Raw genomic sequence first — 15,664 nt, 5'->3', positions numbered from 1 at the left:
TTGATCTTATAATTTAACGACGTTGGACGCCTGTGCACCGCGATTGCCTTGTGTAACATCGAACTCTACCGACTGACCTTCTTCAAGTGCCTTGAAGCCGTCGCCTTGAATAGCGGAATAATGCACAAACACGTCTTCGCCATTCTCTACCGAGAGAAAGCCATAGCCTTTCTCAGCGTTAAACCATTTAACTGTACCTTTCAAATGAACACAACCTCCTAAAATAACCGCCGCTTGAACGACGAGTAAACCCATTATATCTTCCTAATTTGGAAAAATCAACAAATGGCGATCCGTAACAACTGACTGGATCCCGGGATAAAAGGAAGATATGACGGTAACAGTTCCGGCTCGCCGCCCTGCTTTATTATGGCTGCAAGCAGTTCATTCATTCGCTCGAATGGATCCCATTTTAAGGAATGAAGCGGATAGATCCTAACTTCTCCCCCCGGCTTGCATACTCGCATTAACTCAAGAATGGACTGCTTGTGAAATTCATATCCAAAGTGCTCTGCATATAGGAACAGGAAATGACTGCATAATACAAGTGAAAAAGAATCATCCTTGAAAGGCAGGTGAGGTAATGAGCCTGCAATATAACGGCCTCGCCCCTCTGCCGACATGAGATGTTCTCTAAACCGCTCAAGTGACTTTATACGTCCAGCACGATGCTGGTCCAGACTGCCATAATAACTCCAGTCGAAATGCTCCTTCAGCTTTTCAAGCTTTGCTGTTGAAGATTCAATCTCAATTGCTGCTTCTTCGATCCATTTCCCTGTATCCTGAACGTACCTTGGATCAACAGCTGTCGTATTGTATCCTCTGTTTACCGCATCCGCTGTAAAGGAAGAACCGCCTCCGGCCACATCCAGGATTTTACCCTGGGCCAAATTCTGCTCTGTTAAATCAAACATGCTCAAATACTCATCAAATCCCCGGCATGTCATTGCCACGCCAACCTGCTCATACACGTTATTACTCATCCCTGCACTCTCCTCATCTCGTCTCATCTAAACTCTTCTCAGCTCTGTCAGGTGAGCAGCTTACTCCCCTGAAATTCCGCCAACCGGCAGAATAGACTAATTCTACCATTAGTTATTATTGATTTCCACCCTTGAATTTGGCTATGATGAAGAGTATATCAATTTGCATGGAAGGTGGAACAACTTATGTTTAAAAAACATGAAATCTTTAAAACAGATAAATACAATATGCTTACCGTGGAGGTTCAAGGAAAAACCTTGATCGTCCGTGAAATTTCCGATCAATGGGGCGAGGAATGCCATACCTTCGTCAGCCGTCCAGAAATGATGCATTGGGCCGAAAACCGCTTCAAGCCAGAGAAATTTGTTGGCCGCGAAGAGGAACGCGAAAATATTATTAAAGCACTCAAAGAAGTGTAAGGTTGCAGGAAATATTAACCTGTGCGGCGAACATATCGTTACATCGTGCTGCATAGACCATTACGAAGCAAAGATTTGCTCGTAATTCTAAAGCTTACGAAGTAAGAATTGCTTTGCAATTCTTAAGCTAATGCTTACGATGTAGAATTGCCTTGCAATTCTTAAGTTAATGCTTACGATGTAGAATTGCTTCGCAATTCTTAAGCTAATGCTTACGAAGTAAGAATTGCTTCGCAATTCTTTTAGGAGGTACAAATGGGCTCAGCTAATGTTATTTTTGTTATTTCCGCCTTCGTGCTGGGCGGCCTCGTTATTCTCAAGCGCGATTCCATGGCACCTAGACTACGCAAGTGGATGGCCATCTTCTCCATCGTTTTAATCGCATTCGCCTTTTTCCTTATTGTGTGGAGCTTCTTTACACTGGGAACTTAAGACATGATTGGAAGCTCCACCGGACATACTAGGACAAAATGTGTTCTAGAGGTGAACTTCCGCGAATGAAATGGCTGCCTGTCCTATTAGTGTTATGCCTTGCTCCCGGTTCGGCGGCTGCCGATGCCGGTAAGCAAGATTCATCACATAACCAATCATCAATTACCGTATCGAGGAGGAGTTCAATGAATCACGTACCTAAGCGTTCCGAAACTGAAGTAGAAAGCCGCTGGAAGCTGGAAGACCTATTTGCCGATCAAGCTGCCTGGGATAAAGAATACGCTGAGGCGAAAGCATTGATCAAGAAAGTCGGTGCTTTTGAAGGAAAGCTTGCAGACCCTGCTCAGCTCAAGGCTTGTTTCGAGCTCGAAGATGAACTCTCTTTGCATGTGGAACGTCTTTATGTGTATGCCAACATGAAGCACCACGAAGATACGGCTGAGCCTACTTATCAAGCGTTGTCTGACAAATCGAAAAAAATTAGTGTAGAAACAGGCGAAGCCCTTTCTTACGTTACTCCAGAAGTATTATCCTTATCTGATGCTGAATTGGATGCTTTGATCGAGAATAAAGATCTCGCTGTATTCAAACATACTTTAGAGGAAATGCGCCGGCAGAAAGCACATGTACTATCCAAATCCGAAGAAGCGCTTATGGCGCAGGTCGGTAATGTGAGCTCAGCTCCTGGCTCGATCTATAGCATTTTAAACAATGCAGATCTTAAATTCCCTAAAGTAAAAAACGAAGCTGGCGAAGAAGTTGAACTAACACAAGGCCGCTATATCCAATTCCTGGAGAGCAAAAACCGCGAAGTTCGCGCGAATGCCTTCCATACGATGTACGATACATACGGCAAATTGAAAAATACAATCGCAACAACGCTGAATGCAAACGTTACGAAAAACATTTTCTACGCACGGGCTCGTAAATACCCTTCCGCACTTGGTATGTCGCTGTATGGCGATAACATTCCGGAAAGCGTCTATACGAACCTGATCGATACGATTCATAAGCATTTGCCGCTTATGTACCGTTACATGAATCTGCGTAAAAAGCTGCTTGGCGTTGACGAGCTCCATATGTATGATCTGTTTGCGCCGCTTGTAGACGAGTTCGATATGGAAATCTCGTATGATGAAGCGAAAAAGACTGTGAAAGAAAGCTTGAAGCCGCTTGGTGAGGATTACCTGACTGTGCTGCAGGATGGTTTTGATAATGGTTGGATCGACGTTTATGAGAATGAAGGCAAGCGTAACGGTGCTTATAGCTGGGGTGCCTTCGGCACGCATCCTTACGTGCTGCTGAATCATAAAGACAACCTGAACAGCATGTTCACGTTGACGCATGAAATGGGCCACGCGTTGCATTCCTATTACTCGGATACGAATCAGAACTACCGCGACGCGCAATACACCATCTTCCTAGCGGAAGTAGCATCGACGCTGAACGAAGCTCTTCTGATGGATTACCTGCTTGGCAAGTCCACAGATACCAAGGAAAAAATGTACCTGCTGACTTACTATGCAGATCAGTTCCGTACGACGGTATTCCGTCAAACGATGTTTGCCGAGTTCGAGAAAATCATTCATGAGAAAACCGAGCAAGGCGAATCGCTTACTCCGCAGGATTTGAGCAAAATCTACTATGATCTGAACGTGCTGTATTACGGCAAAGACATGGTCGTAGACAAAGATATTGAGATGGAATGGGCTCGGATCCCGCATTTCTACAACAGCTTCTATGTGTACAAATATGCAACGGGCTTCTCTGCAGCAACAAGCTTCTCGAAGCAAATTCTCGAGGAAGGCGCACCTGCTGTGGATCGTTACCTCGGCTTCCTGAAAAGCGGCGGCAGCGACTTCTCGATCAACATCCTTCAAAAAGCTGGCGTTGATATGTCTACGCCAGAGCCAATTGAGCAAGCGATGAGCGTGTTTGAGAGCTTGATTGCTCAAATGGAGGAGTTGACGAAGTAAACTCCTCCATTTGAAAACGTTTCTGATGGGTGGTTCCGAGGATGGGAAAGTATCTCCTTTCGGCTGCTGTTGGAATCGGGAATGATTTGAATTATACCTAGCGGTACATTCTCGATTCCAAAGGCAGACGCTCCGCTCCTACAGAAGATACTTTCCCTCTCTCTCCACACCGCCATCAAAGCTTGTTCTCCCTTTACTTCGTGTGAAGGGAAAGAATTAAGCCAGACTCGATTTATTTCGAGTCTGGCTTTTTTTGATTGGAGATTTTCTTCACCGCTTCCATCGGTGTAAATACATACCCCAACCTCTACATCTCTAATAAATTATCCATCTGACTAGACGGAATAAAAATCGAGGGGCATAAACCAACAGCTCGAAGAAAACTTCGAAAATAAATGAAGTTGTATCGGATTTTTCATGGGATTTGTGTTTCATGACATCATCCTCCCTGGAATAGTACGTATGCGGATGGAGTCGGTTGAGTCGCATTAGATAACTATACGATGTGAAATATCGTTAAGAAAGATCATTTGAAGGTTTTAGTAAGACTATACGATATGGAGAATCGTTAAGATGCGAGTTTGATGGTTATTTTTGGAGTATTGAAGATTATTGTGGTAGCTTTACGATGTGCAGCATCGTTAAGGGTGTTGGTTAGGTGGTTTCGACCGAGCTTGACAGTAAGGTATATTGATAAGCGAAAAATCCCCCTTGAGGATGTCGGTATCCTTAAGGGGGATTTTTATAAACTAGACTTCGCCGTAGTAAATTTCGGTCTCGTAGTCGAAGGAAATGAGGCCGTTTTCTTGGGTGGCGTCGTATAGTTGCCGGAGTTCTGCCATTAATGGCTCGAAGTTTGGATGTCCTGGCAATGGCACATAGGAGGAGGATAACATCCGTCCGCTTAATTGTTCGAAGTTGAGCGGCTGAACTAAAGGGAAAGTTGCTTTGTGTAGTCCTCCATCCTTGAAAAATGGCGTTAATATATCCTGGGAAATATTTTTGTGTCCTACTTTCTCGTAATCGATACCGTAGGTTCGGAGCAGCCGGTCATAACCCTCAAGGAATGGTGAACCGGTTGTTAAACGCAAGTTCCATATAAGAACTGCTTTGCCGCCTGACTTCAATATACGTCTGAACTCGGCTTGCGCCGCCGTACGGTCGAACCAATGGAAGGACTGTGCGCAAACGATAAAATCAACCGAATTAGCTGCTAGACCAGTCTCCTCGGCAGAACCTGTAGCTGCATGAAAACTTGGATAAGTGCTAAGTTGATCGACGGCAGCCTGCCTCATATCGGCATTTGGCTCGACCGCAATGACCTCGCTCCCCCGTTCGAGCAGCAGCTTAGTGAATTTACCCGTTCCCGCTCCTAGATCGGCAATGACCGAGTCTTCACGGAAGCCTATTGTCTCGTAAAGGTAATCGATAACCTCTTTCGAATAACTTGGACGATATTTGACGTATTGATCTACTCGATCAGAGAAACGCTCCTTGCTGTTCATATGTACATCTCCTCTTCCAATAATTTGGACTAAAAAAATACCCCTGCCAGGCTCTAGCCCTGTGTTTGCAGGCTAACTCTTGGAGGGGTATTGTTCTAAAACAAAGCGCCGATGGCCCAGCCAAGCAGGCCGGCGAAGAGCGACGACAGGAGGTTCACCCTGTCATTGTTGAGCGCGGCTAAGCCGCGCACACGCTCCGCTGCCGCCCCGCAATGGGCAGCGCGCTCGGTCTCGCTGCCGCATACCCGGCAGCGGTACATGGCCTGGCCAGTGGCGCCGAGCAGCGAGTCGGCGAAGCAGCCGGCCAGGCCGGCGGCAGCTGCGGCGATGATTACCGCCGCCGCGCCGCCAGGGGCGCTGCCCGCAGCGGCATCAGCCTGCTGCGGGAGCGCCAGCAGCGCTGCACTGGCGCCGCCAATAAAGGCGGCGCCAGCCAGCGCTGCAAGCGTGCCGAGCGGCGTAATTGCGCCGCTCGTGCCCGGGGCTACCCGCTTGCCGCTCGTAATCGATCGCGGCGCGGTACGACTTAGGGCCCCGATCTCGGTGGCCCATGTATCTGCATTTACGGCGGCCATTACGCCGATATAAGCAAAGAGCCATGCTGCATCGGGCTGTATTGCATTCCCGATGCAAAGCAAGAGACCAATGCCGCCATTAGCCCATACTTGACCGGCATCACGCCTGCCGGTCTTCTCGTAATTGGCCTCTGCGGCAGCCTTTGCTCTATGGCGTTTCTTCCATTTCGACCACACTGTCGAAGAGATAAAGAAGGCTATGAGGCAGCCAAACCATACCGGTTCACCAAATGTTACGAACCCGGTACCCATAATCATCGCAGACAAAGCCCCTGAGCCTGATAACGAGCGTGTCCGATAAGCCGCGGCAGCAATTAGTCCACTTCCAATAAGTCCAGCAAGCAGTCTAAGCCACCATTCATCTATCCATCCAACCATGTTCTACGCTCCTCAGCACTCTTTGAACGGCAATCTCTTCTATCATACATCTTCTACATCCATCAACACTATGTAGGCCTCTTTTCGATCTAACAGCAAAGCTCCCCGTTCCCTACCGAACTCCAGCCAGAACCATCGCCTTCTGCCAGCGATCCGGATAATTGGTACAGATCATTAGGTCGGGATCAATCGAAATGAGCTTGCGAATCGTACGTTCATCGTTTGGTGTCCAAGCCATCACCTGAATCCCCGATTGCTTCAACTGTTCCATACGAGAAGAGTTCAGTCTGCCGTGTTCAATAGACAGGAACTCTGCTCCCATCTGCTTCAGTTCCAGAGGCAGCGTATTCCGCCAACCGTCCAGGATGAGACCCGTCCGAATACTTCCGCCGGTCAGCTTATTGGCATTAAACAGTGTTCCAGCATGAAATGATGTTAATACCACACTGTCTTCAAGACTATAGTCTTGAACAAGCTTAATAACATGATCCTCAAGCTTCGGATATCGAATGCCATCTGTCTTCAGCTCAATATTGAGTTTGATGCGTCCGGATGCCAGCTCAAGCACTTGGCTGAGGAGTGGAACGCCTTCGTCCTTAAACATAGGCGAGAACCAGCTTCCTGCATCAAGCGCAGACAACTCCGCTGCTGTAAAATTTTTCACTTCGCCTCGACCATTTGTTGTCCGTCTCAGCTTGTAATCGTGAATGACGACAGGCACATTGTCCTTTGACAGCTGCACATCGAGTTCTACCCACTCTACATCCGGCTCATTAATAGCCATTTGAATAGCAGCAAGTGTGTTCTCTGGTGCACGTCCGGACCAGCCGCGATGTGCGACACATGAATTTCTCATAAGGTGCTCACCATCCTTTCGCCTTCGTTATTTCGGTACAACCGTACCATCCGCTCGCAGCTTCACTCCAAAGGAGATCGTACTTAAACGGTCAAACAGCGCTTTAGCCGACTCTGCTTCAAGCGGCTTAGGCTGTGCAAGATTATTTGTCATTCCATCTAATTTCAGGTCGCAATCGCCGGCTTTTGTACACACGGCATTAAGTACACCAGTATCTGCTTGTTTTTCTTTTGGATAAGCGCTAAAAATAAAATTGCCTAAGCTATATGCTATCCATTTGCCTTTGTACTGTTCAAAACCTTGTAGAACATGGGGATGACTGCCGATCACAAGATCTGCGCCAGAATCAATATATTGCCGTGCAAAATCCCGCTGATACTCCTCCGGTAGATCTGCCTTCTCGATCCCCCAATGGACCATCACAACGACTATGTCAGCTTTTTCTTTCGCTTTCTTAATCGCTGCCTTCGCCCTTGTTGTATCATAGGATTCAGCTACACCTGCGCGATCCTTCTCTGCTTTCCATGAGCCAATTGGAACGACACGGCTTACCCCGATGTAGGCAACTTTAATGCCCTGTACCTCTTTAATAACCGGTGCAAAAGCTTCCGTATCGTTTTTACCTGCTCCCACATGATCAATCCCTGCACTATCGAGATGATCCATCGTATCAAGCAGTCCCTCAACACCTTGGTCCAGTGTATGGTTATTAGCTAGTGTGACAACATCAAAGCCTGCGTCTTTCAGTGCGGGCAGTGCTCCTGCATCACCTTTAAATACAAATTGCTTGTTCTCAGCTGGAACTCCTCGGTCGGTAACCGGGTATTCCAGATTAGCAGCGGTCAGATCAGGTTCACTCAGATGGAATCGCGCTTTCTGATACGGGTATTCGTCGCCATACTGCTTCATCATGTCGCCAACACTTTCCGCCAGCAAAATATCCCCTACGAACGCCAGACTGACGGTATCGCCTGCTGCGCTGCCGCTCGAAGTACTGCCTCCGTTAGGAGTAGCCGCTTGATCAGACTGGCCGCCTTGGCTGTCATCCTCGCTCTTGGTACCTTCTTCTTCATTAGCTGCTCCACCGGCACTGCTGTCATCTAAAGCAGAAGACTCCACAGGATCCGTGCTAACTACAGGATCTTCTTCCGCTGCAGGCTGGGTAGCATCAGGATCATCAACAGCTGCTGTATTCTGCGTTGGCTGCTTGTTATCCTTATTGAAGATGCCACCGTCCTGCATGGAGGCCCAAACCGCAGCCGCTACGATAATGAGGCCAATGATCATCAAATTCACGGTTAACAGAAGGCGGAATTTCTTCTTGCGTCTTCGTTTTTCATGCTGATGTGCTTCCGTACGGGATGCGTACATGGATCGGCTCCTTTTTAGCTAATTCTTTTAAAGTAGTCGCTTCCATTATAGCAAGGTTAATGGCATATTGCGAAAGTTTCATAGAGTTGCTAGAATCGCAGAGACCGTTTCCTTCCCCGATTTAATACAATCCGGCAGACCAACTCCGCCGAAAGCCGCACCTGTTACAAAGACGCCAGGCAGCTGCTCGGACAGCCGTTCTCTGAACGTGACCGTCTTTTCCAGATGCCCTACAGGATATTGCGGCATCGAGCGCGGCAGACGTGTAATTTCCGTAAAAATCGGCACCGCATTAATACCAAGCACCTTTTGAATATCTTCAAGGACAGCCTGCTTTAATTCCTCATCCGGAAGTTTCGCAGACTCCTCTTCGCCTGATCGGCCAACATAACATCTGAGCAGCACTTTATCGTCCGGGCTCGTGTGAAGCCATTTGTTCGACGTCCATGTGCAGGCTGTAATTCGAAGCCCTTCCGCGCGTGGTACGAGGAACCCTGATCCATCAAAAGTAGCGTTAAAGGTCGATTTCTCAAAAGCCATTACGACATTCGCAACCGATACATAGTTAATGGCCCGAAGCTCAGATACATCTACTAAAGGCTCAAGCAGATCCGCTGCACGAAAAGCCGGTACAGTTACGAGAACATGATCGGCTGGTATAACCTCCCCTGATGCTAAGACAACTTCGTATCGTGCGGAAGCATCCCCATCATCCAGCGGCTTGATCTCAACTACCTCTTCGCCCATCCGGCGTTCAACGCTTTGCAGCGCCTGATCAAGGGCGTCTACCATTGTCGATAAACCTTCTTTGAAACTTAAGAAGACACTGCTCTTAATCTCCTCCGGCAAATAATCAGGAGACTGTTGCGGCGCTTTGTTCTGCTGCTGCATCTGCGTGCCGCGAATCAGACTTCCGTACTTCCGTTCTGCTTCTGCAAATTGCGGGAATGTCGCTTGAATACTCAGCTTACTCAGATCACCCGCATATATGCCTGCGAGCAGCGGCTCCGAAATATGCTTCACAATCTCTGGCCCAATTCGACGTGACAAGAAATCGCCTAGCGACTCATCACCTTCCGGCGCTTCACTTGGCATCTCAAGATCTTTTAATGACCGCTCTTTGCCTTCATCCGATAATAAAGTCGTCTGCATAAACGTATCCAAATTCGTTGGAATCCCAAGAACCATACCCTTAGGCATCGGATGCAGCTTTCCATCACGCATAATATAAGAGGTTTTTCCGTTTACGTTTTGCGCGGTCAGTTCATTCTCAATGCCCAATTCTTTTGCCAATTCAATGATAGGCAGCTTACGCGACAAAAATGAATCCGGCCCACGCTCAATGACGAAACCGTCACGCTGCAGCGTATTTATTTTTCCACCAAGGACGGGTGCTCCATCTACGATCGTTATCTGCACCTTTTTCCCTTGCCGCTCCGCTTCCCGCTGCAAATAAAAAGCGGAGCTCAGTCCGCTGATCCCCCCGCCGATTACGACAATTCGATCAATCATTCCGATTCTCCGCATGTTCTTCATCCTTTCACTATTCCAAAGAACCGGCATTCATCACCGATTCCGCTAACGTTTCCATATAGAGTGGGTCTTTATTCAACATCGTAATACGTTCCAAGGTAATCCCAATCTCGCTCGCCGCCTGCTTTGCTTCAAGATCCAGGTCATACAGCACTTCGAGATGATCAGACACAAATCCAACAGGTGCAACAAGGACGGCCTTAACGCCTTCCTCGGCAAGTGTCTTCAACGTATCCAAAATGTCTGGACCAAGCCAAGGCTCTCTTGTACGGCCAGCGCTTTGCCAAGTAAACTGCCAAGTGGACTCATCCACATTGGACAGCTTAGCTACCGCTGCAGATGTTTCCAGCAGCTGCTGCTCGTACGGATCGCCCATTTCGCGGATTTTCTCCGGAAGGCTATGTGCGCTGAATAATACTTTTACAGGCTTAGCATCACCGGAAGATTGCGCGAGACGGCTCAAGCCGTCTGTTACACGTTCACTAAGCGCTTGAAGCAGCTTAGGATGAAGATGATATTCTTTGACGAACGACATCTTGATGCCAAGTTCGTCTGCTTTTTCCTGCGCACGTTTGATATACGAACCTACGCTCATTACGGAATAATGAGGTGCAAGTACAATACCTACTGCTTCTTTAATACCATCACGGGCCATTTGCTCTACACCGTCTTCGATATAAGGAACCGCATGCTTGAGGCCTTGGTAACAAACATATTGACCAGGTGCCAGCTGCTCCAGCTTATCCTGCAAGCCTGCCACTTGCCCGTTCGTATTCTCACGCAGTGGGAACACGCCGCCAACAATCGCTTCATAGCGGTCTGTCAGCTCTTTCAACTGCTCCGGTGTTGGCGCATGGCCACGGCGGATATGTGTATAGTAAGTTTCAACATCATCAAGGCTTTGTGGTGTGCCATAAGACATGACAAGGACACCAATCTTGTTATGGATATCAGACATGGCTCGTTTCTTTCCCCTCTCGCGCTGCAATAGCTTTCTCCGAATAGGAGTGAATGAATGCCGTTAATTCTGTTAATTTCTCTATTGATGCTTCAGGGAACAAGCCATGACCCAGGTTAAATATGAATCCAGGCTGTTCAATACCTTGATCAATAATTTCAGCAGCGTACGATTCAATCACACTCATTGGTGCGGTTAAGATGACCGGATCCAAGTTGCCTTGTACGGCATACTTACCGCCTAGACGGCGGCGGCCTTCCGGAATCGATACACGCCAGTCAAGTCCAATTACATCTGCCTGCAGATTGTGAAGTTCAGGAAGCAATTCTCCTGAGCTTACGCCAGGGAAATAAATTTTCGGCTGCGGCAAATCCGACAGCTCTGCGAAAATTCTCTCAATCGTCGGTAATACAAATATGCGGAAGTCAGCAGGAGTAAGCGCTCCTACCCAGCTGTCGAACAGCTGGAATGCTTTACCTCCATTAGCCATATGGGCGCGCAAATAAGCGATAACCATATCACCAAGCTTGTCCATAAGGCTGAACCATACTTTTGGTTCGCTGTACATCAGTGCTTTGGTACGCAGATAGTTTTTCGAAGGCTTGCCTTCAATCAAGTAACTGGCAATGGTAAATGGCGCACCTGCGAACGTAATTAGTGGAACTTCAAGCTCTTTGTCCAAGATACGGATCGTCTCCAGCACATGGCCAAGATCACCTTCCACATCAATTGGCTTTAATCGCTCAACATCAGCCGCTGTCCGAATCGGATTCGCAATGACAGGCCCAATATTAGCAACAATATCGAAATCGATACCAATTGAAGCAACTGGATTCATAATATCAGAATATAAAATAGCCGCATCTACGCCAAGCTTGCGTACTGGCATCATCGTTACTTCTGCCGCAAGCTCAGGCTGCTTGCAAATTTCAAGGAGCGAATATTTCTCTTTAATTTTGCGATATTCAGGATCATAACGTCCTGCTTGACGCATGTACCATACGGGTACACGGTCTACAAGTTCCTTCCGGCATGCCCGAATGAAACGGTCGTTATAGCTCATTATGCCGTTCCTCTTTTCTGTATTTTTTCACTAATTTCCATTATGCCCGTTTTCGTTACCCCTAACAACCGCTCTCCCTTTGTTTCCTATGACAATAGTATGACAATCGAACTTTTCCTGCATGAAGACCCGATGAAAATTGGAAATAAAAAAGACCAGATGCTTCCATCCAGAAGGATGTGTACACCGATCTTAGTGATTGAACTTTATACTTTATTTTGCTGTTTCCGGTAAAATCGGATTTTTCAGCATGGGTTGATAGGATGGGTCAAAATAAGCCGTGAAAGCGAGCTCAGCCGTATCTAATCCGCTGTCAGTCTGCTGTATGGTAAAAGAATTGACAACAATAAGCCGCTTTTGCTGCTCCAACTTATCCATCAAACTCGTTACTTGAGCATGAGTGCCAATCAGAGAGACGTGGACATTGATTTCCTTTACAGTTGGATATACTGGATCCGCACTGTCTATTAAGGTGTTCAGCTTGTTGTCTCCCGGCAAATCAATAGTAGCGCTGTTCACCTTCGCACCGGTCTGCTGGCTTAACGTTTTGAAACTAATCACAAGCTGTTCCGAGTTATCCCATAGCGGGAGCGCCTCTTGAATGTCCTGCTCAGGGAGATCGCTTCCTTCCTCCTTCTTCTCCACGCTGGCTTGAAGCACATTTAGCTGAAGCCCAGTGTCCTTAACCTGCACCTTCTGATCTGACAGCTCAGAATTCGTAGGCTGTAGTAGAACGACATACAAAAGTAGAAGCACAAGAAAGAGCAGCATCATCACAATAAGGCCAACCGAGCGATTTTTGGAATTATCCATTTGAGTCCGTCCCTCCTGTCTCAGCCTGCTTGTCTGCTCCTTCGGATTTCCAATGAATTTCATAGCTGCCAAACCATACGCCGCCGTTATCGGCAAACGATTGCAACTGCACGGAGCCTACAAATGACATTGCACGCAGACTTGTCAAATAGGTAGACAAAGCGGTTAGATCCTGACTTTTGAAAGTGAGCGCAATAACACCGGGTTTGTTGTATTCAATATTCGTAAGCCGCGAACCGTAAGGCAGTTGACTTGTTAATTCATTAAGCACGGCAACGGCATCCTGCCGGTTCTCATCAATATATTGGACTACTGCTTGCGGATCGGCATCCACCTGTCCTTCTGCCTGCTGGGTGGTCACCTGTTTCTCAAGCAAGGCAGTCTGATCCTTCAATACCTGCAGCGTATGCTTGTAATCTGAGATTTGAAGCCTATTATTCGTATTCAGAGCAAGAATAGCTCCGAGACATAACAGCCATACGATTCCTGCAATTAATAGCTTGGCCGGAATTTGCTTTGTTTTCCGAGCCTTCTCCGGCATCAGGTTAATCCCTTGACTTGTCTTGTCCCGAATGGCAAGGCCAAAAGGAATCATATATTCGTCCAGTTTCCTGCGCACTCGTTTACGGAGAGGCGACTCGAGCTCAACGGTCTCCACTCTCATATCCGGCTGAACCTGCTGCAATTCGGCGGCGAGTTGCGTTCTACCAGCTAATTCACCTGCAATAATCGCCTGAACAATCCGATCTTTTCCTTCGTATATGCTATATTGGTAAAAGCTCAGCAATCTCGCTATCTCGGCATTAATACTGCTGATCAGCTCGGGAGTAAACGTTCCATCTGAAGCGCCGCTGTAATCATATTCATTAATGACCCGCATAAAGACAGGATGTCCCTGATGGAACATATACACTTCGACATTCGCTTTATCCAGATGGATCAGCATCGTATTATCGAGCGAATCCTTATATTGCGCCTGAATTGCCCGGGCAAACGCGGTTGAAGCAAGCTCGGCGAATTTCACCTTCAAGCCAACGCTTTCGAGCAGGTCAATGCTCTGTTTAATCCATCTCTGTGGTGAAGCGTAGACTAGCACATCCGTGGACTGCTCTGCAGATCCCGCAGCAATATAATCATAGACCGGATCTTCAAACGGAAGATGCAGAGCCGTCTCCACTTCCAGATGAATAAGCTGATTCAGCTCCTTCGGATTGACTGTGCCGACCTGCAGCTTCCGGATAATAATCTGTGAGGTTGGAATGGACAGCGTAACGGCCGTGCCAGCAAGCTTCTCCTTCTTCACCCAATCTTTAAGACTGGAACGAAGCTCATCCATGTTCGTGAACTGATCCTCAAGAATGACTCCATCAGCGAATGGCAGGAAGCCAGTTTTTTCGATCTCCCAGCCCTTTTTCCTTTTCCTTACCCTCGCGTAACGCACTCCGCCATGATCGATCGTTAGACCAACACGTTTGCTGCTGTCGAGCATTCTTCATCACTTCCCACTACATTAGAATTGAACGGTAAAAATCAATCATTGCATCGCCATAAGCAAAGGACAACAAAGCTCCAAGCAGCAAAAAGGGACCAAACGGGATGGGTTGCTTTCTTTTGACGACTTTAAACAACATCAACATGCCCCCCACAACACTTCCTAGGAAGCAAGCGATAATAAAGGCTGGTATCAAATGGGGCAGCCCAAGAATCCATCCCAGCAGTAACAACAGCTTAACGTCACCAAGCCCCATTCCGCCTTTTGATAGGATCACAACCAGCAGTAAAACGCCGCCGCCAGCAACTGCTCCCCATACATGCATCCATACTGAACCAGTTGGGAACAGGAGGATAAGAACGATAAAGAAAGGTGCAAACGCAAGCAAAATACGGTTAGGCAAAAGCATATATTTCAAATCGGAGACGGTAAGAATGATGGACATGCTGACGAGCAGCAGCCCTATTACCGTATTCCAGCTGTTTCCGAAGGTTGTTATGTACATCCAGACGAACAACAAACCGGTAGCCAGCTCTCCCAGTGGATAGACGGCTGAAATCTTATTGCCACACTGGCGGCAGCGGCCACGGGACAGTAAATAGCTTGCAACGGGTATCAAATCACGAGGCTTCAACCGGTTCCCGCATTTCGGACATTGAGAAGGCGGGGATACAACAGACAGCTTAATCGGAATCCTCAGCCCAACCACGTTATAAAAGGAGCCTAAAATCATTCCTACTAAAAATAGATAGATCGTGAGAAATAGGGGCATAGGCGGGTTCGCTTTCTAGTAGAAGGTTGTACCTGGAACCAGCTAGATTCAGATTCCAGGTACATCGTTTTGTTAAATTATCGAGCTGCCTTTCCATCCTGAACTTCAGCAACTGTAATAGACTTGTCATTTAATTCTATCGCTGTCAATTTTCCATCTTTATCAAAAGTTACAAAAGATTTAGCTGCGTCCTGGTCGATATCATCCTTAGTACTTGGCAGAACCGTATCTCCTGCGATGTACCCTTTTGATACAAGTTGTGCAAAAGTAACAGTAATACCGTTCGTTCCAAAGCTGCCATTATTTTCACCTGTAACATAAAGTCTAGCCGCATCATATACTTGACGTGCAGTCGCAACATCCGAATCTTTCTTCGTATTGTCAATGATTTTACCAATCAACGGAACCGCAATGACAGCAATCACAGCGAGGATAACAATAACGGCGAGGAGCTCGATCAGCGTAAAGCCTTTTTCTTCTTTTTTTAGACGTTTCATTACTTTCTTCAACATATTGGTTTCCTCCTAATAATGGTTT

16 protein-coding genes are annotated in these 15,664 nt (G+C 47.2%); 3 read left to right on the top strand and 13 right to left on the bottom strand.

From position 1 onward, the window contains the following. Positions 1–6 precede the first annotated feature (6 nt). Both FHS17_RS19235 and FHS17_RS19230 read right to left on the bottom strand, forming a co-directional pair. Positions 7–204: a cold-shock protein gene (locus tag FHS17_RS19235; RefSeq protein WP_167280032.1), complete on the bottom strand. Its 198-nt coding sequence runs from the start codon at positions 202–204 to the stop codon at positions 7–9. A gap of 74 nt (positions 205–278) precedes the next feature. Continuing rightward, entirely contained in the window at positions 279–983 is a 705-nt protein-coding gene (locus FHS17_RS19230; RefSeq protein WP_167280031.1) for a class I SAM-dependent methyltransferase, read from the bottom strand. 186 nt (positions 984–1,169) lie between these two features. On the opposite strand from FHS17_RS19230, the gene FHS17_RS19225 reads away from it, so the two are divergent. The 3 genes from FHS17_RS19225 (at position 1,170) to pepF (ending at position 3,811) form a co-directional block, all read left to right on the top strand. Continuing rightward, entirely contained in the window at positions 1,170–1,403 is a 234-nt protein-coding gene (locus FHS17_RS19225) for a hypothetical protein (protein ID WP_167280030.1), read from the top strand. A 255-nt stretch (positions 1,404–1,658) separates the two neighbouring features. Continuing rightward, complete coding sequence (locus tag FHS17_RS19220; protein ID WP_167280029.1) at positions 1,659–1,835, top strand: hypothetical protein; 177 nt, start codon at positions 1,659–1,661, stop codon at positions 1,833–1,835. A 185-nt stretch (positions 1,836–2,020) separates the two neighbouring features. Beyond that, positions 2,021–3,811, top strand: a complete 1,791-nt coding sequence (gene pepF / locus FHS17_RS19215) for an oligoendopeptidase F (RefSeq protein ID WP_167280028.1) — start codon at positions 2,021–2,023, stop codon at positions 3,809–3,811. A gap of 749 nt (positions 3,812–4,560) precedes the next feature. Here pepF and FHS17_RS19210 read toward each other — a convergent pair. From FHS17_RS19210 to FHS17_RS19160, 11 genes are all read right to left on the bottom strand, one after another. Continuing rightward, positions 4,561–5,316: a class I SAM-dependent methyltransferase gene (locus tag FHS17_RS19210; RefSeq protein ID WP_167280027.1), complete on the bottom strand. Its 756-nt coding sequence runs from the start codon at positions 5,314–5,316 to the stop codon at positions 4,561–4,563. 95 nt (positions 5,317–5,411) lie between these two features. Next, positions 5,412–6,269 (bottom strand): DUF92 domain-containing protein, encoded by an 858-nt coding sequence (locus FHS17_RS19205; protein ID WP_167280026.1) that lies wholly within the window; start codon positions 6,267–6,269, stop codon positions 5,412–5,414. A 112-nt stretch (positions 6,270–6,381) separates the two neighbouring features. Beyond that, positions 6,382–7,125, bottom strand: a complete 744-nt coding sequence (locus FHS17_RS19200) for a glycerophosphodiester phosphodiesterase (RefSeq protein WP_167280025.1) — start codon at positions 7,123–7,125, stop codon at positions 6,382–6,384. 27 nt (positions 7,126–7,152) lie between these two features. Continuing rightward, entirely contained in the window at positions 7,153–8,496 is a 1,344-nt protein-coding gene (locus tag FHS17_RS19195) for a CapA family protein (RefSeq protein WP_167280024.1), read from the bottom strand. A 78-nt stretch (positions 8,497–8,574) separates the two neighbouring features. Then, positions 8,575–10,023, bottom strand: coding sequence for a protoporphyrinogen oxidase (gene hemG / locus FHS17_RS19190; RefSeq protein WP_243865429.1), 1,449 nt, complete (start codon positions 10,021–10,023; stop codon positions 8,575–8,577). A 16-nt stretch (positions 10,024–10,039) separates the two neighbouring features. Next, the gene (hemH, locus tag FHS17_RS19185) at positions 10,040–10,987 is read right to left on the bottom strand and encodes a ferrochelatase (RefSeq protein WP_208420453.1); all 948 of its coding nucleotides are present in this window, start codon (positions 10,985–10,987) and stop codon (positions 10,040–10,042) included. After that, complete coding sequence (hemE, locus tag FHS17_RS19180) at positions 10,980–12,050, bottom strand: uroporphyrinogen decarboxylase (protein ID WP_167280023.1); 1,071 nt, start codon at positions 12,048–12,050, stop codon at positions 10,980–10,982. Before hemE ends, hemH begins: the two co-directional genes overlap by 8 nt. Before the next feature lie 213 nt (positions 12,051–12,263). Next, a complete protein-coding gene (locus tag FHS17_RS19175; RefSeq protein WP_167280022.1) occupies positions 12,264–12,863 on the bottom strand; it encodes a GspMb/PilO family protein in 600 nt (199 codons plus the stop codon). Next, on the bottom strand, positions 12,856–14,352 hold the full coding sequence (gene pilM / locus FHS17_RS19170; RefSeq protein WP_167280021.1) for a pilus assembly protein PilM: 1,497 nt from the start codon (positions 14,350–14,352) through the stop codon (positions 12,856–12,858). Before pilM ends, FHS17_RS19175 begins: the two co-directional genes overlap by 8 nt. A gap of 16 nt (positions 14,353–14,368) precedes the next feature. Beyond that, positions 14,369–15,127 carry a prepilin peptidase gene (locus FHS17_RS19165; protein ID WP_167280020.1) on the bottom strand — a complete coding sequence of 253 codons (759 nt, stop codon included), beginning with the start codon at positions 15,125–15,127 and terminating at the stop codon, positions 14,369–14,371. Between the two features lie 77 nt (positions 15,128–15,204). Beyond that, the gene (locus tag FHS17_RS19160; RefSeq protein WP_167280019.1) at positions 15,205–15,639 is read right to left on the bottom strand and encodes a competence type IV pilus major pilin ComGC; all 435 of its coding nucleotides are present in this window, start codon (positions 15,637–15,639) and stop codon (positions 15,205–15,207) included. Between the last annotated feature and the right edge of the window lie 25 nt (positions 15,640–15,664).

The organism is Paenibacillus lupini, assembly GCF_011761355.1.
GTDB classification, from domain to species: domain Bacteria; phylum Bacillota; class Bacilli; order Paenibacillales; family Paenibacillaceae; genus Pristimantibacillus; species Pristimantibacillus lupini.
This window is presented reverse-complemented; position numbering and strand designations above follow the sequence as displayed.

Bases quoted from the DNA above. Each gene is read 5' to 3' on its own strand.
- FHS17_RS19195 (WP_167280024.1), bottom strand. From the start codon at position 8,496: ATGTACGCATCCCGTACGGAAGCACATCAGCATGAAAAACGAAGACGC.
- pepF (WP_167280028.1), top strand. From the start codon at position 2,021: ATGAATCACGTACCTAAGCGTTCCGAAACTGAAGTAGAAAGCCGCTGG.
- FHS17_RS19200 (WP_167280025.1), bottom strand. From the start codon at position 7,125: ATGAGAAATTCATGTGTCGCACATCGCGGCTGGTCCGGACGTGCACCA.
- FHS17_RS19225 (WP_167280030.1), top strand. From the start codon at position 1,170: ATGTTTAAAAAACATGAAATCTTTAAAACAGATAAATACAATATGCTT.
- FHS17_RS19160 (WP_167280019.1), bottom strand. From the start codon at position 15,639: ATGTTGAAGAAAGTAATGAAACGTCTAAAAAAAGAAGAAAAAGGCTTT.
- hemH (WP_208420453.1), bottom strand. From the start codon at position 10,987: ATGTCTGATATCCATAACAAGATTGGTGTCCTTGTCATGTCTTATGGC.
- FHS17_RS19165 (WP_167280020.1), bottom strand. From the start codon at position 15,127: ATGCCCCTATTTCTCACGATCTATCTATTTTTAGTAGGAATGATTTTA.
- FHS17_RS19220 (WP_167280029.1), top strand. From the start codon at position 1,659: ATGGGCTCAGCTAATGTTATTTTTGTTATTTCCGCCTTCGTGCTGGGC.
- hemE (WP_167280023.1), bottom strand. From the start codon at position 12,050: ATGAGCTATAACGACCGTTTCATTCGGGCATGCCGGAAGGAACTTGTA.
- FHS17_RS19230 (WP_167280031.1), bottom strand. From the start codon at position 983: ATGAGTAATAACGTGTATGAGCAGGTTGGCGTGGCAATGACATGCCGG.
- pilM (WP_167280021.1), bottom strand. From the start codon at position 14,352: ATGCTCGACAGCAGCAAACGTGTTGGTCTAACGATCGATCATGGCGGA.
- FHS17_RS19175 (WP_167280022.1), bottom strand. From the start codon at position 12,863: ATGGATAATTCCAAAAATCGCTCGGTTGGCCTTATTGTGATGATGCTG.
- FHS17_RS19210 (WP_167280027.1), bottom strand. From the start codon at position 5,316: ATGAACAGCAAGGAGCGTTTCTCTGATCGAGTAGATCAATACGTCAAA.
- FHS17_RS19205 (WP_167280026.1), bottom strand. From the start codon at position 6,269: ATGGTTGGATGGATAGATGAATGGTGGCTTAGACTGCTTGCTGGACTT.
- hemG (WP_243865429.1), bottom strand. From the start codon at position 10,023: ATGCGGAGAATCGGAATGATTGATCGAATTGTCGTAATCGGCGGGGGG.